Annotated in this window: 21 protein-coding genes, 1 riboswitch and 1 other annotated feature (1 of these 23 running past the window's edge); of the genes, 17 read left to right on the plus strand and 4 right to left on the minus strand. The window is 43.8% G+C overall.

The genetic code is table 11. The features are described from left to right. Positions 1-19: 19 nt before the first annotated feature. The 7 genes from AB5706_RS09090 (at position 20) to AB5706_RS09120 (ending at position 7,995) form a co-directional block, all read left to right on the plus strand. The gene (locus AB5706_RS09090) at positions 20-1,231 is read left to right on the plus strand and encodes a hypothetical protein (protein ID WP_148461033.1); all 1,212 of its coding nucleotides are present in this window, start codon (positions 20-22) and stop codon (positions 1,229-1,231) included. Between the two features lie 49 nt (positions 1,232-1,280). After that, positions 1,281-2,168, plus strand: coding sequence for a DegV family protein (locus tag AB5706_RS09095; RefSeq protein ID WP_148461034.1), 888 nt, complete (start codon positions 1,281-1,283; stop codon positions 2,166-2,168). A gap of 162 nt (positions 2,169-2,330) precedes the next feature. Further along, on the plus strand, positions 2,331-3,158 hold the full coding sequence (locus AB5706_RS09100; protein ID WP_173716544.1) for a DUF975 family protein: 828 nt from the start codon (positions 2,331-2,333) through the stop codon (positions 3,156-3,158). Positions 3,159-3,188: 30 nt separating this feature from the next. Continuing rightward, complete coding sequence (locus tag AB5706_RS09105; protein WP_173716543.1) at positions 3,189-5,348, plus strand: Tex family protein; 2,160 nt, start codon at positions 3,189-3,191, stop codon at positions 5,346-5,348. 110 nt (positions 5,349-5,458) lie between these two features. Next, positions 5,459-5,722 carry a DUF1294 domain-containing protein gene (locus AB5706_RS09110; protein ID WP_173716542.1) on the plus strand — a complete coding sequence of 88 codons (264 nt, stop codon included), beginning with the start codon at positions 5,459-5,461 and terminating at the stop codon, positions 5,720-5,722. A gap of 179 nt (positions 5,723-5,901) precedes the next feature. Next, complete coding sequence (locus AB5706_RS09115; RefSeq protein WP_233456050.1) at positions 5,902-6,810, plus strand: mechanosensitive ion channel family protein; 909 nt, start codon at positions 5,902-5,904, stop codon at positions 6,808-6,810. Between the two features lie 94 nt (positions 6,811-6,904). Further along, a riboswitch (FMN riboswitch) is annotated at positions 6,905-7,042 on the plus strand. A 317-nt stretch (positions 7,043-7,359) separates the two neighbouring features. Then, positions 7,360-7,995 (plus strand): ECF transporter S component, encoded by a 636-nt coding sequence (locus tag AB5706_RS09120; protein WP_118580386.1) that lies wholly within the window; start codon positions 7,360-7,362, stop codon positions 7,993-7,995. On the opposite strand, the gene AB5706_RS23095 is transcribed toward AB5706_RS09120, so the two are convergent. Continuing rightward, entirely contained in the window at positions 7,959-8,309 is a 351-nt protein-coding gene (locus tag AB5706_RS23095) for a DUF6783 domain-containing protein (RefSeq protein ID WP_472515477.1), read from the minus strand. The two genes, AB5706_RS09120 and AB5706_RS23095, sit on opposite strands and share 37 nt — an antisense overlap. Between AB5706_RS23095 and AB5706_RS09135 the strand changes: the two genes are divergently transcribed. Further along, positions 8,229-8,843: an NUDIX hydrolase gene (locus AB5706_RS09135; RefSeq protein WP_118580392.1), complete on the plus strand. Its 615-nt coding sequence runs from the start codon at positions 8,229-8,231 to the stop codon at positions 8,841-8,843. The two genes, AB5706_RS23095 and AB5706_RS09135, sit on opposite strands and share 81 nt — an antisense overlap. Before the next feature lie 31 nt (positions 8,844-8,874). On the opposite strand, the gene AB5706_RS09140 is transcribed toward AB5706_RS09135, so the two are convergent. Further along, complete coding sequence (locus AB5706_RS09140) at positions 8,875-9,384, minus strand: hypothetical protein (protein WP_368365999.1); 510 nt, start codon at positions 9,382-9,384, stop codon at positions 8,875-8,877. A 264-nt stretch (positions 9,385-9,648) separates the two neighbouring features. On the opposite strand from AB5706_RS09140, the gene rsxC reads away from it, so the two are divergent. The 4 genes from rsxC (at position 9,649) to AB5706_RS09160 (ending at position 15,242) form a co-directional block, all read left to right on the plus strand. Continuing rightward, complete coding sequence (gene rsxC / locus AB5706_RS09145) at positions 9,649-11,613, plus strand: electron transport complex subunit RsxC (protein WP_368366000.1); 1,965 nt, start codon at positions 9,649-9,651, stop codon at positions 11,611-11,613. A 1-nt stretch (position 11,614) separates the two neighbouring features. Further along, positions 11,615-12,235 carry a methylenetetrahydrofolate reductase C-terminal domain-containing protein gene (locus AB5706_RS09150; RefSeq protein ID WP_368366001.1) on the plus strand — a complete coding sequence of 207 codons (621 nt, stop codon included), beginning with the start codon at positions 11,615-11,617 and terminating at the stop codon, positions 12,233-12,235. A gap of 41 nt (positions 12,236-12,276) precedes the next feature. Beyond that, positions 12,277-13,155 carry a methylenetetrahydrofolate reductase gene (locus tag AB5706_RS09155; protein ID WP_368366002.1) on the plus strand — a complete coding sequence of 293 codons (879 nt, stop codon included), beginning with the start codon at positions 12,277-12,279 and terminating at the stop codon, positions 13,153-13,155. 365 nt (positions 13,156-13,520) lie between these two features. Then, positions 13,521-15,242, plus strand: coding sequence for an MATE family efflux transporter (locus tag AB5706_RS09160; RefSeq protein WP_368366003.1), 1,722 nt, complete (start codon positions 13,521-13,523; stop codon positions 15,240-15,242). A 300-nt stretch (positions 15,243-15,542) separates the two neighbouring features. On the opposite strand, the gene AB5706_RS09165 is transcribed toward AB5706_RS09160, so the two are convergent. Both AB5706_RS09165 and AB5706_RS09170 read right to left on the minus strand, forming a co-directional pair. Beyond that, complete coding sequence (locus AB5706_RS09165; RefSeq protein WP_368366004.1) at positions 15,543-16,445, minus strand: AraC family transcriptional regulator; 903 nt, start codon at positions 16,443-16,445, stop codon at positions 15,543-15,545. Then, a complete protein-coding gene (locus AB5706_RS09170; RefSeq protein WP_368072602.1) occupies positions 16,442-16,606 on the minus strand; it encodes a DUF6783 domain-containing protein in 165 nt (54 codons plus the stop codon). The genes AB5706_RS09165 and AB5706_RS09170 overlap by 4 nt, the downstream gene beginning before the upstream one ends. A 98-nt stretch (positions 16,607-16,704) precedes the next feature. Here AB5706_RS09170 and AB5706_RS09175 point away from each other — a divergent pair, with 98 nt between their 5' ends. From AB5706_RS09175 to AB5706_RS09195, 5 genes are all read left to right on the plus strand, one after another. Continuing rightward, positions 16,705-17,886 carry an MFS transporter gene (locus AB5706_RS09175; RefSeq protein WP_118580427.1) on the plus strand — a complete coding sequence of 394 codons (1,182 nt, stop codon included), beginning with the start codon at positions 16,705-16,707 and terminating at the stop codon, positions 17,884-17,886. Between the two features lie 212 nt (positions 17,887-18,098). Next, positions 18,099-19,856: a S8 family peptidase gene (locus tag AB5706_RS09180; RefSeq protein ID WP_368366005.1), complete on the plus strand. Its 1,758-nt coding sequence runs from the start codon at positions 18,099-18,101 to the stop codon at positions 19,854-19,856. A 247-nt stretch (positions 19,857-20,103) separates the two neighbouring features. Further along, positions 20,104-23,118, plus strand: coding sequence for a glycoside hydrolase family 3 C-terminal domain-containing protein (locus AB5706_RS09185; RefSeq protein ID WP_368366006.1), 3,015 nt, complete (start codon positions 20,104-20,106; stop codon positions 23,116-23,118). Between the two features lie 179 nt (positions 23,119-23,297). Then, on the plus strand, positions 23,298-24,008 hold the full coding sequence (locus AB5706_RS09190; protein ID WP_148461047.1) for a LytR/AlgR family response regulator transcription factor: 711 nt from the start codon (positions 23,298-23,300) through the stop codon (positions 24,006-24,008). Next, on the plus strand, positions 24,005-25,345 hold the full coding sequence (locus AB5706_RS09195) for an ATP-binding protein (RefSeq protein WP_173770027.1): 1,341 nt from the start codon (positions 24,005-24,007) through the stop codon (positions 25,343-25,345). The genes AB5706_RS09190 and AB5706_RS09195 overlap by 4 nt, the downstream gene beginning before the upstream one ends. A 61-nt stretch (positions 25,346-25,406) precedes the next feature. Then, positions 25,407-25,548: a binding site (T-box leader), on the plus strand (it continues 112 nt past the right edge of the window).

A 25,548-nucleotide genomic window follows, 5' to 3' on the forward strand; every position in this document is an offset into this window, starting at 1 on the left:
TCTAAGGAGGAATTTCTGTATGAAAAGAAAAGTATTGGGAGTGCTTTTTACAGCAATGTGCCTGTGTGCGGTTCCGTCCGCGGCTTATGCAGAGGCACAGGAAGCCGAAACTACAGAGGCAGCAGGAGAGGCTGCTGATGAGCCTGAGGCTGGTGCAGAAACGGTTACAGAGCTGTCCGACAGCCTGTACGATTTTCAGGTGAAGATCGGGGATAAGGTTTACCAGTTCCCTATGTATTACCAGGATTTTGCAGCAGACTGGACACTTGGCAAGAACGAGGACCCGGAGATGGGCGTTGGAACCAATTCCTATGGTTCCATCAGTTTTTACAAAGGGGACGACCGCGTTTCCGTAGATGTGATCAATCTTGGAATCAACCAGCTGCCATTAAACCAGTGTCTGGTAGCAGGAATTGATATTGATGCAAGCTATGATTTTGATGTGGCGGCTACTCCTGTAGAACTGCCTGGCGGAATCGTAATGGGAAAATCCAATTTTGATGATATCAAAGCTGCTTATGGTGATCCAAGCGATACTTACGAGGGAGACCTGTATACCAAGTATTCCTACTCGAAAGATTATTACGAGGAAGTTCATTTCTATGTATATAAGGATGACAATACTCTGAAGCAGGTAGATATGCGTAACTTCGTAGAGCCAGAAGGATATGACAAGGGAAGTGTAAGCGAGGAAGTTCCAGAAATCGTATCTTCCTATACCGCTCCTACTGAGCTGGGAGATGATCTGCTGGCTCCACAGTTGGAATTCTGCGGAGATCTTTATTCCCTTCCGGCTCCGGTGTCTGCATTCCTTGAGAATGGCTGGGAGCTTCAGGATGTGGAAGATGGCGCTTATGTGGCTGGCCGGGATCTGGAATTTGTAGACATGATGAAGAATAACCAGAGTGTGCATTTCAGTGTTTACAATTTTACCCAGGATGCAACTGCCATCGAGAACTGTTTTGTACGGGAGCTTGAGGTAGGCAATTACGACAGTGATGCTCTTACCCTTACTCTTTCCGGTGGATTTACCCTGGGTGCGAAGAAGGCGGACCTGATCGCAGCTGCAGAGGAAAAAGGCTATGCGTGTGATGAGGACGGAGATTACCTGAATATTTATAAGACTGCAGATACCAAGATTGACAACCGGGCACAGTTCTGGTTTAACAAGGATGAGGATCCGGATACAGTGGCAAGTGTTGCGTACAGAAATGAAATTCTTCCAGAATAAGGGAGAACCCGATCTGGAGGTTTTGCAAAATTAGTAACAGGAGGGAAATATGAGCGACTATGTGATCAGCTGCTGTTCCACAGCAGACCTTACGAAAGAACATTTTGAGAAAAGAAATATTTCCTATATCTGCTTTCATTATGAACTAAATGGAAAAGAATATGCAGATGATCTGGGACAGTCTATGCCATTTGACCAATTTTATAAGGCCATGCAGGATGGTGCATCCACCAAGACTTCCCAGGTAAATGCAGATGAATTCGAAGAATATTTCGAAGGATTTCTGAAAGAGGGAAAAGATGTGCTCCATGTCTGCCTGTCTTCAGGAATTTCTGGCGTTATCAATTCAGCTAACGTTGCAAAAGCGGATCTGGAGGAAAAATATCCGGGGCGTAAGATCCTGGTGGTGGATTCTCTGGGAGCATCCTCCGGATATGGGCTTTTTATGGATAAACTTGCAGACCTTCGGGATGAGGGCAGACCCATTGAGGAGGTTCATGCCTGGGCGGAGGAACACAAGCTGAACCTGCATCACTGGTTTTTTTCCACAGATCTTACGTTTTATATCAGAGGAGGCCGTATTTCCAAGGCCAGCGGCTTTTTCGGCACGATGCTGAATATCTGCCCGCTGCTGAATATGGATGATCAGGGAAAACTGATCCCAAGATTTAAGATCCGTACCAAGAAAAAGGTGATCCGGGCTGTTGTAGACAAAATGGAAGAGTACGCTGAGGGCGGACTTGACTATAGTGGGAAATGTTATATTTCCCAGTCCGCATGTATAGAGGATGCCAGGGAAGTGGCAAGGCTGGTGGAAGAGCGTTTCCCGAAATTAAATGGGAAGGTTGAGATCAATAACATCGGAACTACCATCGGAAGCCATACAGGTCCTGGTACGGTAGCGCTGTTTTTCTGGGGAAACAAGAGAACGGCGTAATTAAAAAATTACAGATGTCAGATGGAAGAATGCTATATTGGGAACAACTGGCATGGCTTAATGGAGCAAAAAGTGAAAACAGCGAAATGGTGCTGCAATATATCTGGCCGGGATGCATCAGAATCCCGGCCTGCTGTTTCACTGCAAAGGAGAATGATGATTATGAAAAAAAGAAGTACGAAGGAAATCAAACTGCAGGCAAAAAAGGCATTGCAGGGACATGTTGGAACTGTGATCCTTGGGCTTCTGGCAGTGTATGGTCTGAATACTTTAGGAACAATCCTTTCTACCAATTTATTTTCTGGCACATCCGCGCTGGATCTGGTTCTCAGTGAAGTATTTATGCTGGTGGTGTCACTGATCGTGGGGATCATTTCCGCTGGTCTGGGGTATATGCTTTTGAATATTTCCAGGGGAAAGGAGTTTTCTCTGGGAGATCTGGGCTACTTTTTCAAAAACCAGCCAGACAGGGTGATCGTTGCAGGCTTTGTGCTGGCGCTGATCCAGCTGGTCACAGCAATCCCTTACTATTATGTGAGCTTTACCACAGATCCGGGACTGACTGTGGATTCCCAGATCCAGTGGCTTTCCATGACTCTGGGACTGCTGGCTGTAAGCACTTTGCTGAATTTTCTTATTTCCCTTCCATTTGCCATGACCTACTTTCTCATGGCGGATGACACAGAGCTTGGAGGAATCCAGGCACTGAAAGAGAGCGCAAGGCTGATGAAGGGAAATATCTGGAGATATGTGAAGCTGAATCTCAGCTTTATCCCGCTTTTGTTATTATCTGTGTTCACGTTCTATATTGCACTTTTCTGGATCATGCCTTATATGGAAATGTCCATGGTGGCATTTTATCGGGATCTGGATGGGGAACTGGACTACAGACTGCCAGGAGATGGAACTGCTGACGGCGGCTTTCATAACTGGACCAATGATTCTGGAAACGGATATGATACAGAAAATAATGACGGTTACAGAAATTAGAAATACAAGCAACAAGAGGAGATTGAAAAAATGGATATTTTACAGGTAATCACCCAGGAACTTGGGGTGCAGAAATGGCAGGTAGAAGCTGCTGTTAAATTGATCGATGAGGGAAACACCATCCCTTTTATTTCACGATATAGAAAAGAAGCTACTGGAACCTTAAATGATGAGCAGCTTCGTAACCTGAACGAGAGACTGACTTATCTTCGAAATCTGGAAGACAAGAAGAATCAGGTTCTTTCCAGCATTGAGGACCAGGGAAAACTGACAGAAGAGCTGAAAGCACAGATCCTGGCAGCACAGACACTGGTAGTGGTAGAGGATCTTTATCGTCCGTACCGTCCGAAGAGACGTACCAGGGCAACAATTGCCAAGGAAAAAGGTCTGGAGCCGCTGGCAAATATTATTATGCTTCAGATGACAGGCAAGTCCATCGAGGAAGAAGCAGAAGCCTTTGTTTCCGAGGAAAAAGAGGTTGCTTCTGTGGCAGATGCCATTGCTGGTGCAAAGGACATTATTGCAGAGCATATTTCCGATGAGGCAGATTATCGAATCCACATCCGTGATCTTACTGCAAAAAAAGGAACCATCAGTTCTACGGCAAAAGATCCGGAGGCACAGTCTGTATACGAGATGTATTATGAGTTTGAGGAGCCGGTGAAGAAGCTGGCTGGACATCGTGTGCTGGCGCTGAACCGTGGTGAGAAAGAGAAATTCCTCACTATCAAGGTAGCTGCACCAGAAGAAGATATTCTTCGTTACCTTGAGAAGCAGGTGATCACCCGAGACAATCCATTTACTACACCGATTCTGAAAGAAGTGACAGAGGACAGTTACAAGCGTCTGATCGCTCCTGCAATCGAGCGCGAGATCAGAAGTGACTTGACTGAGAAGGCAGAGGACGGAGCCATCAAAGTATTTGGCAAAAATCTGGAGCAGCTTCTCATGCAGCCTCCAATCGCCGGACAGACTGTCCTTGGATGGGATCCGGCCTTCCGTACAGGCTGTAAGCTGGCCGTTGTAGATCCTACTGGAAAAGTTCTGGATACCACAGTTGTTTATCCAACTGCTCCTACTAACGAGAAGAAGATTCGCGCTGCGAAGGATACAGTAGAAGCTATGATCAAGAAGTATGGCATTTCCCTGATTTCTGTTGGAAATGGTACTGCTTCCAGAGAGTCTGAGCAGGTTATTGTTGATATGCTGAAGGAGATTCCGGAAGCGAAGGTTCAGTATGTGATTACAAATGAGGCAGGTGCTTCTGTTTACTCTGCAAGCAAGCTTGCTACAGACGAATTCCCAAATTTTGATGTAGGACAGAGAAGTGCTACCTCCATTGCAAGACGTGTGCAGGATCCTCTGGCTGAGCTGGTTAAGATCGATCCGAAATCCATTGGTGTAGGGCAGTATCAGCATGATATGAACCAGAAGAAGCTTGGCGAGGCTCTGACAGGTGTGGTTGAGGATTCTGTAAATAAAGTAGGTGTGGATTTAAATACTGCTTCTGCTTCCCTTCTTGAGTATATTTCCGGTGTTTCCAAGGCTATTGCAAAGAACATTGTAATTTACCGTGAGGAGAATGGCCGTTTCACAAGCCGAAAAGATCTTCTGAAGGTTGCGAAGCTTGGACCGAAAGCATTCGAGCAGTGCGCTGGTTTCATGCGTATTACAGGCGGCTCCAATCCTCTTGACGCGACAAGCGTTCACCCGGAGAGCTATGAGGCGGCTTCCAGGCTTCTTGAGAAACTGGGATATTCCGCTGAGGATATTGCAGGAGGCAAGCTTGCCGGACTTTCCAGACAGATCAGGGATTACAAGAAGACTGCTGATGAACTGGAAATTGGAGAGATCACTCTTCGGGATATTGTAAAAGAGCTGGAGAAACCGGCACGAGATCCGCGTGATGAGATGCCGAAGCCGATTCTCCGCACAGATGTACTGGATATCAAGGATCTGAAAGAGGGTATGATCCTGAAAGGAACTGTCCGCAACGTAATCGATTTCGGAGCTTTTGTTGATATCGGAGTTCATCAGGACGGACTTGTTCATATTTCCCAGATGAGTGAAAAATTTATCAAACATCCGTTGGAAGCTGTAAGCGTCGGAGATGTTGTGGAGGTTCGTGTTCTCGGTGTGGATGAGAAGAAGAACCGGATCAGCCTTTCTATGAAAGGGTTAAATAAATAAAGAGAAGAGGGAAAGCATTATTTCTCTTCTCTTGACATTGCCTTGCAGAAAGCCTTTTTCAAACACGCTTTATAGCGTGTTTGGCAGAGGAATTAGAGAGTTGGATTAAAATGTTAGAAAATATGCTTGTTGTGTATCTGGTTTTAGTTAATATCGCAGCCTTCGGGATGTACGGCATGGACAAGCAGAAAGCCATCAGAAAACAGTGGCGCATCCCAGAGGCTCAGCTTCTTGCGGTGGCTGCCATTGGCGGTTCCGCTGGGGCTCTTCTTGGAATGCAGTTTTTTCATCATAAAACCAGAAAGTGGAAATTTCGCCTGGGTGTGCCGTTAATTCTGGCAGCGCAGTTGATACTGTGGAGAGTCTTGCAGTAGACGGTGGATAATTTGCTTCCAAAATGAATTTCCTGTGGAAAACAGGACAGATTGCTCTGTTTTAAATGGGTATTAGTTCCTGCCGCTTTTGCGATTTTGAGCGGGGTGGACGAAATTGTTTTTGGATAACAAGGGACAAAGTTGTTTGTGGGAAAGGACTGAAAAAAGGAGATGGGAATTTGGAAGGACAGGTTATAGAGAATGCAGTTCAGGAGACTGTCCAGGAAACAGTGGATAAAGTAAACTCCAACTGGGATCAGATCAAGGCTTACTTTAACGGTCATATTCCGGATTTGATCAGCTTCGGAATGAAAGTGGTTCTTTCTATTGTAGCGTTTTATGTGGGAACAAAGCTGATCAAGTGGCTGCTGAAGGTTGCGAAGCGTTCCATGGAAAAGGCCGGCATAGACATGGGGGTTGCCCAGTTCATCTGTTCTTTTGGGAAATTTTTGCTGTATCTGATTCTGATTTTTAATATAGCTACTAATTTCGGTGTGAAGGAATCTTCCGTAGCAGCTCTTCTGGGAACTGCCGGCGTTACCATCGGTCTTGCTTTGCAGGGCGGTCTGGAGAATCTGTCTGGCGGCGTTATGCTGCTTTTGTTTAAGCCTTTTCAGGTAGGAGATTATATTATACAGGATCAGGCTGATGGAACGGAGGGAACCGTATATAAGGTTGAGATGTTCTATACGACCCTGATCACCATTGACAATAAGCACGTAATCATTCCAAATGGAAAATTATCCAACAGCACCATTATCAATGTAACTGCGCAGAATTTGCGTAACCTGGAAATCAAAGTGGGAATTTCCTATGATTCCGATATTAAGAAAGCAAAAAAGCTTTTGCAGCACATTTTACAGGAAGATCCCGGAACCAAATCGGACAAAGACATGCTGGTCTTTGTAGACGAACTTGCTGACAGTGCCGTAGTCATGGGTCTTCGCGTCTGGGTGCCTACCGATAAATACTGGAAGATCAAATGGCGCCTCAATGAGAAAATCAAAGAATCTTTTGATGCCAACGGAATTTCCATTCCGTATCCGCAGATGGATGTACATGTGGTGGAGACAAATAAAGACAAATGATAATAGATATATAATAGAAAATATGAAATAGATGTACAAATAGATTTCCTATTGAAATTATCTTATTTCTATTGTATAATCCACCATGAAAAGAAAATTTCTTCGGGGCAGGGTGATCGAAATCCTTGGAAATCGAAATTCCCTACCGGCGGTATAGTCCGCGACCCGCTTTGGCGGCTGATTTGGTGAAATTCCAAAACCGACAGTAAAGTCTGGATGAGAGAAGAACGCGCAGAATATTTAGATCGGTTGATATTTTTTTGTACGTGCTCATTGCCCCGGAAGAGATTCCGGGGCTTTTTATGTGGTGATTTTAACGTTACTGGTTACTGTTCACTCCGTTCACAGTAACACGCTTCGCGATGCACAGAAATCATGCATTCGCATGATTTCGCGCGGCAATTCTCGGGTTTTCTGTGAACTTTGTTCACAAAAAACACCTCGCGGAACGTTACCAGTGAACAGTAACCGTTACTGTTTACTGGTAACATTTTAATCCCATACTTGCAGAAATTTTCTTTAAATATTATAATTTAAGGAGCAATGAGTATGAGCGAACAAGTAATCAAAAATGGAAACGTAATGGAGCGAAGCCGCACCAGAACCATTGCCCAGGTAGCAATGTTAGGTGCTGTGGCAGGTGTGTTGATGAATTTTGAGGTACCGCTGCCATTTCTGGCACCGTCCTTTTATCAGTTGGATTTCTCTGAGATTCCAGCACTGATCGGTTCTTTTGCAATGGGACCTGTAGCAGGTATACTGATTGAACTGGTGAAAATTCTGGTACATCTGGTAACCAAGGGAACTATGACAGCAGGCGTTGGTGATGTGGCAAACTTCCTCTTTGGCTGTTCTTATGTAGTTCCAGCCGGACTGATTTATCGTTATCAGCATAAGAAGACAAGAACACACGCAGTGGCAGGTATGGCAGCAGGTGTAATTCTTACCACAGTGCTTGCATGCTTTGTAAACGCATTTGTACTTCTTCCGGCATACGGCAAGGCATTTGGAATGCCGGTACAGGCATTTATTGAAATGGGTGCAGCAGTACACAGCGGTGTAACCAACCTTCTTACTTTTGCAATTATGATTCTTGTACCATTCAATTTATTTAAATACACATTAACCTCAGTGATCGTGTTCTTTATTTATAAAAGAATCCGTGTGATTCTTCGCGGTGACTGATTCTCTGTTCCTTGGTGAGATCTAGAGCCTGTTTGAAAAATCATTCCCGCAATCTGCACGCCCCACTTTGCGGTATATTTTGCCCGAATTCGGTTGCCGTAGCCCGCTACGGCGCCCTTATCCGGACAAAATCTCCCACAAATTGTGACGCACATCTTGCAGAAAGCCTTTTTCAAACACGCTCTAGCGAGACCTCTGACCAGAACAGCAAGAACTGACGAAAAGAGGTTCCTATGGGAAAAATCAACAGCATTACCAAACAGACAGATAATCGTTATGTAAACCTTTATAATGTAAAAGCCACCAGTGTGCACAATACCCCGGTAAACTATTTTGTGTCTTCCCGTGCAAAAGATGTAGACAGCCTGAAAATGGTGACACATAAGAACAATCCGGACGGTGTGATCATTTATAGCATTTATGGCGAAAAACATGACAAAGTGGTGTTGATTCGCCAGTATCGTTATACATTAGGTGATTATATTTATGAATTTCCAGCTGGTCTGGTAGAGCCAGATGAGAATTACCATGAAGGCGCAATTCGTGAAATGTACGAGGAAACCGGACTGAAGCTTGATCCTATTCCGGTAGCAGAAGCTTACCAGAAGCCCTATTTCACTACTGTAGGAATGACAGACGAGTCTTGTGCGACTGTATATGGATATGCCAGCGGCGAAATCAGTTCCAAGGCACAGGAAGATACGGAAGAGATTGAAGTGATTCTGGCGGACCGCGAGGAAGTGAAGCGGATTCTGAAGGAAGAGAATGTAGCGATCATGACGGCATATATGCTGATGCATTTTCTGGAAGATAAGGAACCATTTGGATTTTTGAATAAGATCAGGTAAAACAAAATCCCCGAAATTTTCGGGGATTTTGTTATTCATAGTATTCAATATCCTGACCGGAAGTATCGGATGAGCTGTCTCTATTATCGGAACCGGTACCAGAGCCATCCTCTGTATAATCAAGGTCTCCGCTGTCTTCTGTTCCGTAGTCCTCTGAAGGATCCTCTGTATAATCAGGAATATCGGTATTATCGGTAGTGTCGCTTCCTGAACTGTCTTCGGAATCTTCTGTAGGATAAGTAATCTGACCACTGTCAGAGGAATCCGTATCTGAATTATCATAGCTGCCGTCTACCTGGCTGCTGTCATAAGAAGTATCGTTCTGGCTGCTATCGTAAGAACTGTTATAGTTGCTGTCCTGGCTGTAAATCGGAAATTCAGCCTGTTCAGCCTGTTCAGCTGCAGTTTCCGGTGCTTCTGTCAAAGTGGTCTTGGCTGTGGGAACACGGCTCTCCTTGGGAACCACTACGGAAATTCCAAACATAGCCATACTAAGCAGAACCGCTGTGGATGCGATATGGAATTCATCTTTGTATCTCATAAATATTACACCTCATAAGTATCTTTATTAACGGTTATTCAACAGATATCCCAATTATAACACATCCAGGAATGATTTTGTAAAAAATAAAAACAGTATGGTTAAGAATAGTCACAAAGTCTGGATAAAATAGTCAGTTTATGTTATATTATATAGGAAAAAACATGTAACTTATTTATCTGATTTTATAAGTTTTTTTGTGGAGGGAACGGATAAGAACAGATAGTATAAGAATATAATTTCTATTATAAGGAAGGTGAGCAATTGGAAAATTATACTAAGTACAAGCTGAAAAGCAGTGATGAGCTTGCATCAGTGCTGAACGGCAAGGACAACCTGTTTGTGATTGCCTGTAATAAGTGCTTTAAGGAATTTGAGACGGTTGAGGAACCGGATTGCGATGAATTCCTGAAGTTTGCAAAGGAGCAGGGAAAGACTGTCACAGGTAGTGCGAAAGTTGATTTCTTATGCAACAAAATGCATACAGAAAGAAAATTGCAGGATCTGCTTCCGGAAGGAACAGAGAATGTGGTAGTAATTTCCTGTGGTCTTGGTATTCAGACTGTTGCGGATCTGGCAGGTAAGCCGGTTGTTGCTGCAAGCAATACCCTTAACTACAGAGGTCATCATGGCATGGCACTTACCAAGAAGAGCTGTGATGCATGTGCACAGTGTTATCTGAATATTACCGGTGGTGTCTGTCCCATCGTTGACTGTTCCAAGAGTCTTGTGAATGGTCAGTGTGGAGGAGCAAAGAATGGAAAGTGCGAAGTAGATCCCAATAAGGACTGCGCATGGGAGAAAATTTACCAGAGACTGGCGAAACAGGGACGTCTGGAAGAATTCCTTAATCAGCCCGTACAGGTTCGTGATTTCTCCAAGGTTAATTTCAAGGTGATCAATGATTATGTGAAATCAATCAGAGAAAACAGACTGGATGGTTATTATGGTGGTGTTCATCCGTCAGAGCGCAAGGAATTCAGTGAGCACATTGCTCTTAAGAAGTTCCCGGATCCGAAGACGGTTGTAATTTCCATGTCTCAGCATCTGGGTGCTCCGGCGAATCCCATCGTTCAGGTTGGTGACATTGTAAAAGTCGGTCAGAAAATCGGCGAAGCTGCCGGATTTATCAGCGCTCCTGTACATTCCAGCGTAAGCGGAACGGTAGTTGCTGTTGAACCTCGTATGCACGGCACAAGAGGCAGTGAAGTGATGGCTGTTGTTATTGAATCGGATGGAAAAAATACTCTGCACGAATCCGTACAGCCACATGGAGACCTTGACAAGCTTACTCCGGATGAAATCATTGATATCATTCGTGAAGCAGGAATCGTTGGTATGGGTGGTGCAGGTTTCCCGACCTGTGTCAAGCTGAAACCGGCGAAACCAGTTGATACCATCCTTCTCAATGGATGCGAATGTGAGCCGCTTTTGACAGCAGACCACAGAGTGCTTCTTGAGTATGCAGATGATATTATTTTTGGTCTGAGAGCAGTCCTTAAGACAACCGGCGCCCAGAAGGGTATCATTGTTATTGAGGATAATAAGCCGGATGCCATTGAATTAATGCAGGAAAAAGTTGCCAATATCGGAGATATGGAAGTATTTGTTGCCAGAACCAAATACCCACAGGGCGCTGAGAAAACTCTGATCAAGCGTGTTATGGGCAGAATTGTTCCAAGCGGCGGTCTTCCGGCAGATGTTGGTGTTGTAGTAGATAATATCAGTACAGTAAAGGCAATTTCAGACGCAATCCAGACAGGAATGCCTCTGATTGAGCGTGTTGCAACTGTTACAGGTGAGAAGATCAAGAATCCTGGAAACTTTATCATCAAAATTGGTACAAGCGTAAGAGAGCTGATTGACTACTGTGGTGGATTTACAGATGAGGATGTTCTGGTTAAGATGGGCGGACCTATGATGGGATTCCCTCTGAATACACTGGATGTACCTATGATGAAGGGATCCAACGGTATCATTGCAATTGATACAGATGAGACCAAAGAGCAGCCATGTATCAAATGCGGACGCTGTGTAGATGTCTGTCCGATGGAGCTGTCTCCGCTGTACTTTGTAAAATATGCCAAAGACGAGAACTGGCAGGGCATGAAGGACATGAATGTTATGGATTGTGTTGAGTGCAGATGCTGTCAGTATATCTGTTCTTCCAAGATTCCGATCATCGACAGTATTAAAGCCGGAAAAAATGCAGTAAGGGGGATGAAGTGATATGTTGATTACCCAGTTAAAAGCAAAAGAAGCAATCACATCACTGACAGCCGGAAAAAAAGTTTTCATTATTAACTGTCATGGATGTAAAGAGGTTCATTTTCCGGAAAAAGAAGCTGTTGAACTTCAGAAGGAGCTTTCCGCTGAAGGAAATGTGACAGGAATTATGACTACTGATTATATTTGTAATCCGGAAAATATGGAGCTGCGTCTTCAGAAACATATGAGCAAAATTCAGGAAGCAGATATGGTTCTTGTATTTTCCTGTGGTGTTGGTGTGCAGACAATTTCTGAATATCTGGAAGATAAGATGGTCTGTGCTGCCTGTGATACATATCCGGTACCTGGTTTCCAGGGAGTGACACCATTAGAATATAAATGCGATCAGTGCGGTGAGTGTTATCTGAATCTGACAGGTGGAATCTGCCCGATCACAGCATGTTCCAAGAGCCTTGTGAATGGCCAGTGCGGCGGTTCCAAGAATGGAAAATGCGAAGTGGACAGTGAAATGGAGTGTGGATGGGAGCGTATTTACAGACGCCTGAAAGAGATTGGACGCCTTGATATGCTGAAATGCCCGACACAGATCCACAATTTTGCTACAGATGATGATGTGAAATAAAAGGTTAATCCTAAATTTTTAATGATTGGAGCAAATATAATATGAAAATGAAAGAATTATTCGATCGTGGTGAATTTGCAGTTTCAGCAGAAGTAGGACCGCCGAAAGGAATCCATGTAGATGAGCTGGTAGAAGAAGCCAAAACATACCTTACAGGTGTTCATGCAGTTAACGTAACAGATAACCAGTCTTCTGTTATGCGTCTTGGATCTCTTGCAATGTGTAAGGTTCTCAAAGATGCAGGCATGAATCCGATCTTCCAGCTTGCATGCCGTGACAGAAACCGTATCGCTCTGGAGTCTGACCTTCTCAGCGCTGCTATGTTTGGTATTGACAATATTCTCTGTCTTACCGGTGATCATACTAAAATGGGCGATCATCCTCAGGCAAAACCGGTATTCGACCTTGATTCCGTATCTCTTCTTCACACAGTGAAGCTTCTGGAGTCTGGCGTAGATCTTGGTGGAAACCAGCTTGTTGGAGAGCCTCCGAAATTCTCCAAGGGTGCTGTTGTTTCTCCATGCAGTGATTCTGTTGATGCACAGCTTGCAAAGATGGAGAGAAAGGTTGCTGCTGGTGCTGATTATTTCCAGACACAGGCTGTATTTGAGCCGGAGAAATTTATCAAATTTATGGAAAGAGCAAAACAGTTCGGAAAACCTGTACAGGTTGGAATTATTATTCCGAAGTCCGCTGGAATGGCGAAATTCATGAATAACAATGTTGCCGGCATTCATGTTCCGGATGAGATGATTGAGGAACTGAAGGCTGACAAAGAAAAGACAAAAGCTGGAATTACCGGTGTTGAGATCGCTGCACGTATTATCAAAGAGTGCAAGCCATACTGCCAGGGTGTTCATATCATGGCACTTGGCTGGGAGTCCAAGATTCCGGATCTGCTGAAATTAGCTGAAATCTAAAAAGTCAAGCGGATATTCGCAACCCCAGCAGGGGACTTACTTTATTCGGTAAAATTACACGGGCCGTCCGAACCATGAATGCAGGAATCTGCGTTTGTGGAGGATGGCTCGTTTTTTTACTTGCTATGAAAGTCCTGGACGGCAACCAAGAATGAGCCATGCTTGCATCAGCGAATTCTTGGGTATCGGACGGGCTAGACCGTATGAGTAAGTAGGGCGATAGCCCGGATTACGAATGCGGTCGGCAGCTGTGGGAGTGCCATAGGCGCGGAACAGCTGACTTTCATATAAAAATAGTATTGTTTTAAACAGAAATGAACGATATAATTTTATTATTGGGAAGTGATGGGCAGGAGGAAAATTATATGGAAACAAACTATGCAAAAAGTGCATACAGAACCTTTTTATTCTGGGGAGTATGTTCTTCTCTTGGGGTTACCGTATCCACCCTTGTGGATGCTACTCTGGTAGGAAATTTTATAGGCAGTACCGGCCTGGCTGTGGCGAACATTGCAACACCGGTATTTCTGCTTTATCTACTTATGGGAATCACCTTAGGCGGCGGTGCAGGCGTCTTAATTGGGAAAAAACTTGGTGAAGCAGATCTGAAAGGTGCAAATCGGGTTTTCGGCTCCGTATTAAGTGCAGGACTGATAACAGGTGTGCTTTTCGCAGCAGCATCGCTCGTATTTCGCAGCGCATTATGCAGTCTGCTTGGTGCCACACCGGAGCTTTTGCCACAGGCACTGCAGTATCTGACTGTGGTATTTGCTTTTGCCCCGATTTATGTAGTGTATAATATTCTTTCCATAGCAGTGCGTACAGACGGCGCACCAAAGTTGGCTGCCATTTCTTCAGCTGGCGTTATTGTCACAAATTTAAGCCTAGATTTGCTGTTTATGAAAGTGCTGAACTGGGGACTGGTTGGGGCTTCGGCGTCTTTATGTATTGCGGAAACAGTAGGAACTCTGATTCTGCTTACTCATTTTTGGAACAAGCAGGCGCTTTTAAGCTTTCATTTTCACATTCCTACAGGAAATGAGATCAAAGAATATGTGGAAAATGGATTTGGCGTAGGCTCTGCATTTATTTTTCAGGCGGTGGTTATGCTGGTGTTTAATACCATGCTGTTAAAGGAAAATTCTGAAAATGGCACTTTTTCTGTGGCTGTATTTGGCGTTATTTATACCATGAGCACCATTCCGGGGGCCATGTTTGACGGTGCCGGAGCCGCGGCATCTACGGTTATCTCTATTTTAGGCGGTGAGAAGGACTGGAAAGGAATGCTGGCAGTGTACCACGATGGACTGCGGATCGTTGCAGCTGCAGGAATGCTTATGGCATTGTTTTTTGCTGCCGGCGCAAAGAATATTCTGGTTTTCTTTGGTCTGAATGATGGCCAGGCATTGGAAACAGCAACAGTGGCGTTTCGTATTTACGCATTAAGTGTGGCTCTGGCAGGAGTGAATGTGGTAACCACGTCCTTCTGGCAAACAATAGGAAAGACAAGATGCGCTTCCGGTTTATCTGTTTTACGCAACTTCATTCTCATGCTGGTGGCCGGATTTTTGCTGATTGAGAAAAAGGGTATTGTAGGGCTTGCGCTTGTGTATGTGATAAGTGAGGGAATTTGCCTGCTGCTGGTTTTGGCAATACAGATATTTGGAAAAATAAAAGATTACATAAAAGAAAAATACAGTTTTACCAACCGGGTTTTTGAGGAATATTATCCCATCGAGGAAGGCAGTATGGAAAAAATGTCCCAGAATCTGGAAGGGTTGTGCGATGAATGGGAACTTGATTTTAAACAGTCCTTCTTTATCCATCTGATCGTGGAGGAGCTGCTTCTGAATATTATGAAATTTGGTATCGGCGAAACAGATAAGAAATATTATGTATCCGTAAAAGTAATGGATAACAACGGTGAATGCATCCTGCGGATCCGGGACAATGTCAATTCCTACAATCCTTTCGACCTTCGCGGTGACGAGGTTGACCGTGCTGTAATGGAAATGATCAAGAAAAAGGCGAAGTATTATGAGTATCAGAGAAAGCTGGTGTTCAATTATCTTTATGTGACGATCTAACTTGTTTTACATATGGCAACATGCTAAACTGAGTTTAAATAAATTACCAGATGGAGGTGACCACTCATGAGCCAGACTGTGTCTCTGGGAGAATAAGGATTCTGTTACCTTGATCACACGTTCCCGGTATTTGGAAAGACATTTGTACTTGATAAAAAGGTAAAGAAAGTCCGCCTGTATGCAACCGCATATGGTGTTTATGAAGTGGCAGAGCTGCTTGGGGCTGCACCGCAGGCGAAACCGCTTTATGACGCTGTTGTGAATGCACTGAATGCGAAATGTAAAAATAACAAATAACAGCTATTTATCCCACTTTTCTTTCCGATATTCCCCAGGTGTCACCTGGTAGTGTTTTTTGAAGGCTCTGCAAAAATAATCTACATTGTGAAAACCAGTTTCGGCTGAAATGGTGCTGACTTTTTTCTCTGTATGGGAGAGCAGAAGAGCAGCCTGTTTCAGCCGATAGTTTATTAGATAGTTAACCGGCGTGATGTGCAGATAGCTCCGAAAAAGATTTAAGGCAGAGCTTTTGCTGATCATAGACTGTGCAGCAATTTCGTCCAGGGAAAGATTTCTTCTGTAATTTTCGTGAATAAACTGCATCATCAGCTGGAGTCTTGCGCGGTTTACAGAGAATTGTCCAGTGATTTCCGGTGTAGTGGAAAGGTCTGTATGCTTGTATATTTCCAGCCAGAGCTGCTGCATAAGGGCAGAGGTCAGAAGATGGCAGGAAGAACCGGAAGTCTGCGCAGAAATAATCTGCTTCATAAGATCAAGAACTTTGGCCTGCCAGGAAATCTCCCTGCGAAAAATCCAAAAAGGAATATTCGATGAAATGATAGGCTTCACATAATTCTGGTAAATATAGCTGTCTGTAGCTGCAAGGAAAGAGGGCATGCAGAGAAAGTTTGGGATGACAGCATCCACAGGAGAGGAAAAACGGTGAAGGAATTTGGAATTAATAAAAATGCCGCTGTCAGCTGGCAGCTCCAGCTGTTTTTCCCCAATCCATGCAGTTACGGTTCCGGATTGAATATACACAAATTCCAGCTCCGTATGCCAGTGCCAGTCTATGCAGTTAAAATCAAATTGGGCTAAATGCTCATAATAGTAGCGAAAGGGATAGTCCTGGCTTCCGTGGGGAATGGTCTCCATTAAATTTTCGTCGGTAATAATTTTGGTATATACGTTGGTTTCTTTCATATCTTGTTTATCCTCAAATCGAGACCTGGAGCCTGTTTGAAAATCATTCCCGCAATCTGCTCGTCCCACTTTGCGGTATATTTTGCAGAAAACCTTTTTCGAACCGCTCTGGGAAGTGCCCCGAAAAAATAGAAAATTAATGTTTTTACGATATTATACAATAAAAATCAGAAATAATCCAATGAAAAACACATTTAAATATAATATAATCCAATAAGACAAAAATCTTCTTTAAAGAAGAAAAAAAGGAGAACCAATCATGCCAAATTACCAGAAAACCAAACGAGCCTGTTATATGGGCTTTATCACCCAGGCTATAGCAGCAAATTTTGCACCTTTGCTGTTTCTGAAATTTCACACAGATTATCATATTTCCCTTGGAAATATTGCACTGATCTCCACCTGCTTTTTCTTTACCCAGCTGCTGGTTGACTTGTTTTGTGCCCGATTTGTGGACAAAATCGGATATCGCGTGTGCATTGTAACCTCTGAGATCAGTTCCGCTTTAGGACTGGTGGGGCTGGCATTTCTTCCGGAGCTTTTGCCAGATCCTTTTATGGGAATTATCATCAGTGTTATTGTTTATGCTGTTGGAAGCGGACTGATTGAAGTGCTGTGCAGTCCTATTATGGAAGCATGTCCTTTCAAAAATAAAGAAGCGACCATGAGTCTTCTTCATTCCTTCTACTGCTGGGGCTCTGTGGGAACCATTGCAGTTTCCACCCTGTTTTTCGCAGTTTTTGGAATGGACAGCTGGAAGTGGCTGGCAGTTTTGTGGGCAATCGTTCCGGCCGTTAATGTTTACAACTTTGCCACCTGTCCCATCGAACATCTGGTGGATGAAGGGGAAGGCATGAAGATCAGGGAACTGTTTCGTAAGCCTGTGTTCTGGATTGCCGTGTGTCTGATGGTGTGTTCAGGGGCATCAGAGCTGTCCATGTCCCAGTGGGCATCTGCCTATGCAGAGGCGGCACTTGGACTGTCAAAGACCATCGGAGACCTGGCCGGTCCCTGCATGTTTGCCATTACGATGGGAATCAGCCGTATGATCTTTGGAAAATACGGAGATAAAATGGACTTGATGAAATTTATGGCAGGATCCGGAATTTTATGCGTATTCTGCTATCTTCTTGCATCTCTGTCCTCCAATCCGGCAGCAGGACTGATCGGCTGTATTGTCTGTGGATTTTCTGTTGGAATCATGTGGCCTGGTACCATCAGTATTTCCTCTAAGAAATTTCCAGCCGGCGGAACCGCCATGTTTGCCCTTCTTGCCATGGCAGGAGACCTTGGAGGCAGCATAGGCCCTGGAATCGTGGGGCGTGTCACACAGAATGCAGGAGATAATATCCGCGTGGGTATGGGCGTAGGACTGATTTTCCCAGTGGTGCTGCTGGTGATGATTTTTCTGCTGAAAAAGGTGAAAGTAGAGGAAAAATAACTGGTATTTGAAAATCTACAGAGGGTTTAGAACGTGTTTGAAAAAGGCTTTCTGCAAAAAATTTCCATAAAGCAGGGAGTACAGATGGTGGGAATGATTTTCAAACACGCTCTGAAATATAATAGGAAGGCTGAGGTATTATTTAAAACGGGTTGGCGTAAATTAAAGATAAGTATATTCTGAGTATGCATATGCTGCAAAATGGAGGAAATATGCCAGATCAGAAGCTGGATAATCTTTTGAACCTTGCGCTGGATGCCACAGAAGAGGAAAGAGAGAAATCCCGAAATCTGAATGTGGGGTATGAGAAGCAGACACGAAAGTGGGAAATTATTGTGAAGTATAGTGAAATGGGTGATTCTGTTGAGGCGTTGCTTGGTGGATCCGGAATTTCCGTGGTTCCTCTCCTTGGCGGGTATGCCATTGTGACGCTTCCTGAAAGTATGCTGGAAGAATATGCCCGACGTCCCCAGATAGAATTTATAGAAAAGCCCACCCGTCTGTATTTTGAAGATCTTTTTTCAAAAGAGGCAAGCTGTATTACCCAGGTGCAGCGCGATGAGCCGGGAAATCTACGGCTGACAGGGCGCGGTGTGTTGATCGGAATTGTAGATTCCGGCGTGGATTACCGTCATCCTGCATTTCTCACAGCAGACGGAAAGTCCAGAATATTGCGTTTGTGGGATCAGAGCATTCCCGGTAATCCACCGGAGGGCTATGCAACAGGAACTGAATATACCAATGAGGAAATTAATGAGGCGTTGTCCCTCTCTGTGCAGGAGGGACGGCGCCTTGTTACGTCTGAAGATGGAAGCGGTCATGGAACCGCTGTGCTTGGAGTGGCAGCTGGCAGCGATTTTTCCCATGGTGCAGTGAACCGGGGTGTGGCATATGAAAGTGACCTTCTGGTTGTGAAAATGGGAATTCCAAGACAGGACTCTTTTCCAAGAACTACAGAGCTGATGCAAGGTGTAGATTATCTGGTTCGGCAGGCCATACGGCTTGGAAGACCAATCGCAATCAATTTAAGCTTTGGAAATAATTATGGTTCACACAGAGGCGATTCTCTGCTGGAAACTTATCTGGACAATGTGTCCGGAATGGGGAAAAATGTGATCTGTGTAGGAATGGGCAACAATGGAAATGATGCTCTGCATACCGGAGGAAAGCTTTCGCCAGGTGAAATCCAGGAAATTGAACTTGGTGTTGGTGCCTTTGAGCCAACCTTAAATGTGCAGCTTTGGAAAAATTATGAAGATGAGATGGAAATCTATCTGGAAAATCCAGCCGGGGAGCGTGTTGGCCCCCTTTTTGAAACACTGGGCGCCCAGCGTTGGCAGGCGGGAAATACGGAACTTCTGATTTATTATGGAAAACCGGCACCATATCATGTGACGCAGGAGATTTATGTGGATTTTCTGGCGCGGGATGGGAAAAGACCCTATGTAGACAGCGGTGTGTGGAAAATAATCTTAGCAGCAAGAAATATAAAAAACGGGGAATATTTCCTGTGGCTTCCAGGTGGCAAAACGCTAAACCCAGGCACAGCCTTCTATCTTCCACGTCCTCAGGGAACCCTCACAATCCCTGCCACTGCCAGGCGCGTAATCAGTGTCGGCGCCTACGATGCCCGCCAAAACACCTATGCCGATTTCTCTGGCCGCGGCTGTCGTGCCCTCCCCTATCCAAAACCCGACCTTGTCGCTCCCGGTGTTGATATCTATGCTCCCCGCTCTGGTGGAGGCTATGCATCCTTCACTGGCACCTCCTTTTCCACGCCTTTCGTTACCGGTGCAGCCGCCCTCCTTATGGAATGGGGAATCACCCGCCGAAACGATCCCTACCTCTATGGCGAAAAACTAAAAGCCTATCTCCGTCGTGGTGCAAAAGCCTTGCCAGGAGTGGAAAAAGTGCCGAATGACTTAATCGGGTGGGGACGACTCTGTTTGGAAAGTAGCCTGCCAGAATAGGATAATTAATGTACAAGATGTAGCAATTTAAAGTGTTCCAATCTGAACATTTTAAAAAGCAGGTCGGATTATTGACTTTTACACCAAGTGTTTCCGAATGGATTAATAAAACGAATGCCATAAAAACTACTGTTTATGTAAAAAAAAGAACCGTTTATGTAAAAAAAGAACCGTTTATGTAAAATACAACAGAATCTGCTGAAATCTGATAGAATACTCCTGAAAATAACAAAGGGAGGAAATGATTATGACAGGATTTTTAGTAAACTTACTGAGCCCGGTTTTCAGCAGTCTCGGTGTAAGTCAGGCTGACCTTACATCCTATATTGAGAAGCTGATCGGCTACGTTATCGCAATCTTTGCTTTACTTGTTGTGATGATCGTAGTAATGGTTGTGGCTCATAAAGCCAAAAAGGGATTCCGCCATGTGATCCGCTGGCAGGCTGCCATTGCATTTATTGCAATTGTTGCAGTGCTTGTAAATGTAATCTGCTACGGACCGATGTACAACAACGTATCAAGTGTTTTAAACGCAAAGAAAGTAGTACTTGCACAAGAGACTACAGACCAGAGCCGTGCAACCATTCAGAAGGTTGCTGAAGAAGGAATGGTATTACTGAAAAACGATGGTATCTTACCTCTTTCCTCAGATACAAAGAAACTGAATGTATTCGGCTGGGATTCTACAAACCCGCTGTTTGGCGGAACAGGATCAGGATCTTCTGATTCTTCCACAGCAATCGGTATTCTGCAGTCCTTAAAGGATGCCGGATATGAGACAAACGAGTCTCTTACCAAGATGTATACTGACTACAGAGCTGACCGTCCTACAATTGCTATGGCACAGCAGGACTGGACACTTCCTGAGCCGACAAAGGATTATTACACAGACAGCCTGATGGACGAAGCAAAAGAGTATTCTGACACAGCTGTAGTTGTAATTGGACGTTCCGGTGGAGAGGGTGCAGACCTTCCAACCGATATGAAGTCTGTAATTGATGGAAGCTATGCAAAGATGGCAGAGGAAGTATCGGTTTCCCCGGATAATTACGGATATGTAAAAGGAAGCTACACAAACAATGGAGACTATGATGACTTCGATGAGGGAGAGAGCTATCTCGAGCTTTCCAATACAGAGGAAGATATGCTGGATACAGTATGCTCCCAGTTTGATAATGTTATTGTAGTTGTAAATGCAAATAATGCAATGGAACTGGACTGGGTTGACAAATATGAGCAGATCGGTGCTGTTATCTTTGCTCCTGGAGCAGGTGCAACAGGCTTCGAAGCACTGGGCGAGATCATCAATGGTTCTGTAAACCCATCTGGAAAAACAGTAGATACCTTTGTAAAGGATCTGACAGAGACTCCATACTACAACAATATGGGTCTGAATGCTTATACAAACGTAGAAGATCTGAAAGAGCAGATCGCAGCAAATGATCCGGCTTACGAAGGAAGCATGGGATTTGTAAACTATGCAGAAGGAATCTATGTAGGATATAAATTCTATGAAACAGCAGCTGAAGAGGGTCTTATCAAGTATGAGGATATGGTACAGTATCCATTTGGATATGGACTCAGCTACACAACCTTTGACAAACAGATTGAGAATTTCAAGGATAACGGAGATACCGTCACCTTTGATGTAACAGTAGAGAACACAGGCTCTGTTGCAGGAAAAGATGTTGTGGAAATTTATTACACAGCACCTTACACAAACGGTGGAATTGAGAAAGCAGCAGCAAACCTGATCGCTTTCGAGAAAACAGATTCTATTGAGCCGGGAGAATCCCAGACAAAATCCTTTACCATCAACAAAGAAGATATGGCTTCCTATGATTCTGAAGGTATTAAGATCTCCGGAGGCGGTTATATCTTAGAGGCTGGCGAATACACAATTTCTCTTCGTTCAGACTCTCATACAGTTCTTAGTGAAGAGAAGTTCACCGTTGATGAAGATATTGATTACAGCAAAGATGGTCGTTCTTCCGACAAAACTGTTGCAACAAACCAGTTTGAGGATTATGCGAGAGGCGACTTTGAGCAGCTTTCCCGTGAGGACGGTTTTGCAAATTATGACAAAGCATGCGGTGTGCCGGAAGAGGATGCTTATGTAATGAGCGACGAGACAAGAGCAGCCGTAGAAGAGAATGTATTTGGCATTTATGATGGAACCAAATATAACAATGATTCTGATGAAATGCCGGAAATGGGAGCAGACAACGGACTTCAGCTTGCTGACCTTACCGGAAAAGATTATGACGATGCAGACTGGGATAAGCTGTTAGACCAGCTTAGCTTTGAAGATATGACTACTCTGATCAATGTTGGTGGATGGCAGACTGCAGAAATCAAATCAGTAGGTAAAATTGCCACATCTGACTGTGATGGACCTGCAGGATTAAACAACTTCATCACAAAGGCATATGGAACTGCTTATCCATCTGAAGTTCTTATGGCTCAGACCTGGAACAAAGAACTTGCAAATGAAATCGGCGTTTCTATGGGACAGGAATATGTAGATGCTGACAACTACGGATGGTACGGACCCGCTATGAACATCCACCGTACAGCGTTTGCAGGACGTAACTTCGAGTATTATTCAGAAGACAGTCTGTTGTCCGGATACATGGCAGCAAATGAAATGAATGGAGCAGCCACCAAGGGTGTTTATCCATACATGAAGCATTTTGCATTAAATGATCAGGAAACAAACAGATGCTCCTTCCTTCTCACATTTGCTTCTGAGCAGACCATCCGTGAAGGATATCTGAAAGCATTTGAGCTTGCAACAAAGGGCTTTGAAGGAAAAGCAATGGCAGTTATGTCCTCCTTCAACTGGATCGGTACAGTGCCAAGCTGTGCAAACAACGAGCTTTTGAACAACGTGCTCCGTGGAGAATGGGGATTCGTTGGAATGGTAGAAACCGATTATGACGGTTCTTATGGTTACATGATCACCGATCATTGTATCAGAAACGGAAATGATCTGATGCTTGGATTTAACAGTGCAGAGTCCAACAAACTGACAGATGAGAGCGCAACAGCAGTTCTTGCAATGCGTCAGGCTTGCAAAAATATCCTTTATACAGTAGCAAACAGCGGATATTATGCAGATGGAAATCCGGCAAGCGGAATGACCAATATGACAAAACTGTTTGTAATGATTGACGTGATTCTTGCAGTTGTTCTTATTGTAGTTGATACAATTGTAATTGTACGTTGGAGAAAAAAGAAAAAACAGGCTGTAAACGAATAATTAAACAGTAATCTGGAGACATAAGTCCCCCTTTTAAATCTGGAAAAAGCAGAGCAAGGAATCTGTAAAAGTTTCAGAGAAAAAAGGGGGATTTTTTTATGTGATTTTTGTCTTGCAGAGTGAGGGAAAATTATTTATTATGAAAGGAGTTGTAATAACAGGAAAAAAGGAGGACTGGTATGATCAGCATTGCGATTGTGGAAGATGAAGAAATGTATGCAAAGCAGCTTCAGCAGTTTCTGCATCAATATGAAGAAGAGAACAAAGAGATGTTTGACATTACAGTCTATTCAGACGGCGATCAGATTGTAAATAAATATAAATCCCAGTACGATATTATCCTGATGGATGTGGAAATGAAATTTATGGACGGAATGTCTGCTGCTGAGGAAATCCGCAAAATTGACACGGAGGTTGTGATCATTTTCATTACGAATATGGCACAATATGCGATCAGAGGATATGCAGTGGATGCGCTGGATTATGTATTGAAGCCGGTGTCTTATTTCGCATTTTCCCAGAGGCTTAACCGTGCTATCAGCCGGATGAAAAAGCGGGAAACGAAGATTATCATGGTGAATATGAAAGGCGGTATGGTCAGAATCAATGTTGCAAATATTTATTATATTGAAAGTCAGGGACATACTCTGATACTCCATACCATACTGGGAAACTATGAAACAACAGGGAAAATGAAGGAGATGGAGGAAAAGCTTGCGGAGATGAATTTCTGCCGTGGAAATAAGGGATATCTGATCAACCTCCAGCATGTGGAACGGATCCAGGATGGATGTGCTTTGGTGAAGGGAGAAAATCTGACATTGAGCCGTGCACGAAGAAAGGTCTTCATGGAAGCCCTGACCAGATATTGGGGAGAGGTGATAAAATGACAGAATATTATCTGCCCGATATTCCAAGACTTTATACGGCACTTGCAGAGTGGATGGCTTGTCTGATTTTTATTTTGCCTTTCAAAAAAAGATTTTCACCGGCTGTAATAGGTTGTCTTGTGGCAGGTGCATTTGGAATACAGAGCGTATTTCTGATTTCTACCGGTGGGGTAAGACTGATTTTTTGGATCCCCTGTATGATATTTGCGGTTTTTCTGATGGTTGCTTTTGTTTTTTGCTGCTGTGAGATCAGGCTGACAGATGCGGCATATTTTGGAATGATTGCTTTTGTAGCAGCTGAATTTATGGCTTCTGCCGGGTGGCAGATCCTGTGTTATACAGGGAAAGAAGCATGGATGTCCTGGTGGCAGCAGGGAATGGCAATTCTTCTGATCTATGGTGTGATTGCAGTGATATTGTACAAAATTCTTCATATTCATATGCCAAAGGATGGACAGATGGAAATCACCAGAAGGGAATATTTTTCCGGACTCCTGATCAGTATTGCCGTATTTGCTGTCAGCAATATGAGTTATGTGAATGTGAACACGCCATTTACAGGCAGATATTCTTTTGAAATGGGGAATATCCGTACTATGGTAGATGTTGCAGGAATTGCAATTTTATATGCACATTTGATACAGTGCTGTGAGCTCCGGGTGAGAAAAGAACTGGAGGCGGTGCAGAATGTGCTTCAGAATCAGTATGCGCAATACAAGCAGTCAAAAGAAAGCATTGAGCTGATCAATTATAAGTATCATGACCTGAAGCATCAGATTGCTGTGCTAAGAAGTGAAGCTGATCCTGGAAAAAGGGAAGCATTTCTGGATAAAATGGAAGCAGATATAAAGAAATATGAAAGTCAGAACAAAACAGGAAATAAAGTGCTGGATACCGTGCTGACTACCAAGAGCCTTTATTGCGCAAAGCATAACATAACCTTTACCTGCGTTGCAGATGGAACCCTGCTGGATTTTATGGATGTTATGGATATCTGCAGTATTTTTGGAAATGCATTGGATAATGCCATTGAATGTGAATTGAAGATTCCGGATAAAGAAAAAAGATTAATACACGTCAGTGTCTCAAAACAGAAAAACTTTCTGCTTCTCCGGTTTGAAAATTATTATGATACCGAACTGAATTACCAGGGCGGAGCGTTTATCACAACGAAGCGGGACAAAGAATTCCACGGTTATGGACTGAAAAGCATTCGCTATACGGTAAATAAATATGATGGCGCTGTTTCCATTGATACAAAGGAGAATTGGTTTGACCTGAAGATACTGATACCGGCCAGCGAAAATGCACAAAAACAGATTGATAAAATCGTATAATATATACAAAAAATGTATTGCAATTTTCTAAAAAAAGTAGTAAAACTTTAGTTAGATAAAGAGAAATGCATTGAACAGGACAAATTACAAAAGATAACCGGAACACAGAGAGCCGCAGACTGGTGAGAGGCGGCAGAAGGTATTTTGTGGTATCACCTGGGAGCATCCCGCTGAAAAAATAATAACTAATTTCAGTAAGCTGG

This window comes from Ruminococcus sp. RTP21484sp1_RTP21277st1_D2_RTP21277_210401 (genome assembly GCF_040924225.1).
GTDB classification, from domain to species: domain Bacteria; phylum Bacillota; class Clostridia; order Lachnospirales; family Lachnospiraceae; genus Blautia_A; species Blautia_A faecis.

Coding starts and splice junctions, on each gene's coding strand:
- AB5706_RS09090 (WP_148461033.1), top strand. CDS start 20: ATGAAAAGAAAAGTATTGGGAGTGCTTTTTACAGCAATGTGCCTGTGT.
- AB5706_RS09095 (WP_148461034.1), top strand. CDS start 1,281: ATGAGCGACTATGTGATCAGCTGCTGTTCCACAGCAGACCTTACGAAA.
- AB5706_RS09100 (WP_173716544.1), top strand. CDS start 2,331: ATGAAAAAAAGAAGTACGAAGGAAATCAAACTGCAGGCAAAAAAGGCA.
- AB5706_RS09105 (WP_173716543.1), top strand. CDS start 3,189: ATGGATATTTTACAGGTAATCACCCAGGAACTTGGGGTGCAGAAATGG.
- AB5706_RS09110 (WP_173716542.1), top strand. CDS start 5,459: ATGTTAGAAAATATGCTTGTTGTGTATCTGGTTTTAGTTAATATCGCA.
- AB5706_RS09120 (WP_118580386.1), top strand. CDS start 7,360: ATGAGCGAACAAGTAATCAAAAATGGAAACGTAATGGAGCGAAGCCGC.
- AB5706_RS09135 (WP_118580392.1), top strand. CDS start 8,229: ATGGGAAAAATCAACAGCATTACCAAACAGACAGATAATCGTTATGTA.
- AB5706_RS09140 (WP_368365999.1), bottom strand. CDS start 9,384: ATGAGATACAAAGATGAATTCCATATCGCATCCACAGCGGTTCTGCTT.
- AB5706_RS09150 (WP_368366001.1), top strand. CDS start 11,615: ATGTTGATTACCCAGTTAAAAGCAAAAGAAGCAATCACATCACTGACA.
- AB5706_RS09155 (WP_368366002.1), top strand. CDS start 12,277: ATGAAAATGAAAGAATTATTCGATCGTGGTGAATTTGCAGTTTCAGCA.
- AB5706_RS09160 (WP_368366003.1), top strand. CDS start 13,521: ATGGAAACAAACTATGCAAAAAGTGCATACAGAACCTTTTTATTCTGG.
- AB5706_RS09165 (WP_368366004.1), bottom strand. CDS start 16,445: ATGAAAGAAACCAACGTATATACCAAAATTATTACCGACGAAAATTTA.
- AB5706_RS09175 (WP_118580427.1), top strand. CDS start 16,705: ATGCCAAATTACCAGAAAACCAAACGAGCCTGTTATATGGGCTTTATC.
- AB5706_RS09180 (WP_368366005.1), top strand. CDS start 18,099: ATGCCAGATCAGAAGCTGGATAATCTTTTGAACCTTGCGCTGGATGCC.
- AB5706_RS09185 (WP_368366006.1), top strand. CDS start 20,104: ATGACAGGATTTTTAGTAAACTTACTGAGCCCGGTTTTCAGCAGTCTC.
- AB5706_RS09190 (WP_148461047.1), top strand. CDS start 23,298: ATGATCAGCATTGCGATTGTGGAAGATGAAGAAATGTATGCAAAGCAG.
- AB5706_RS09195 (WP_173770027.1), top strand. CDS start 24,005: ATGACAGAATATTATCTGCCCGATATTCCAAGACTTTATACGGCACTT.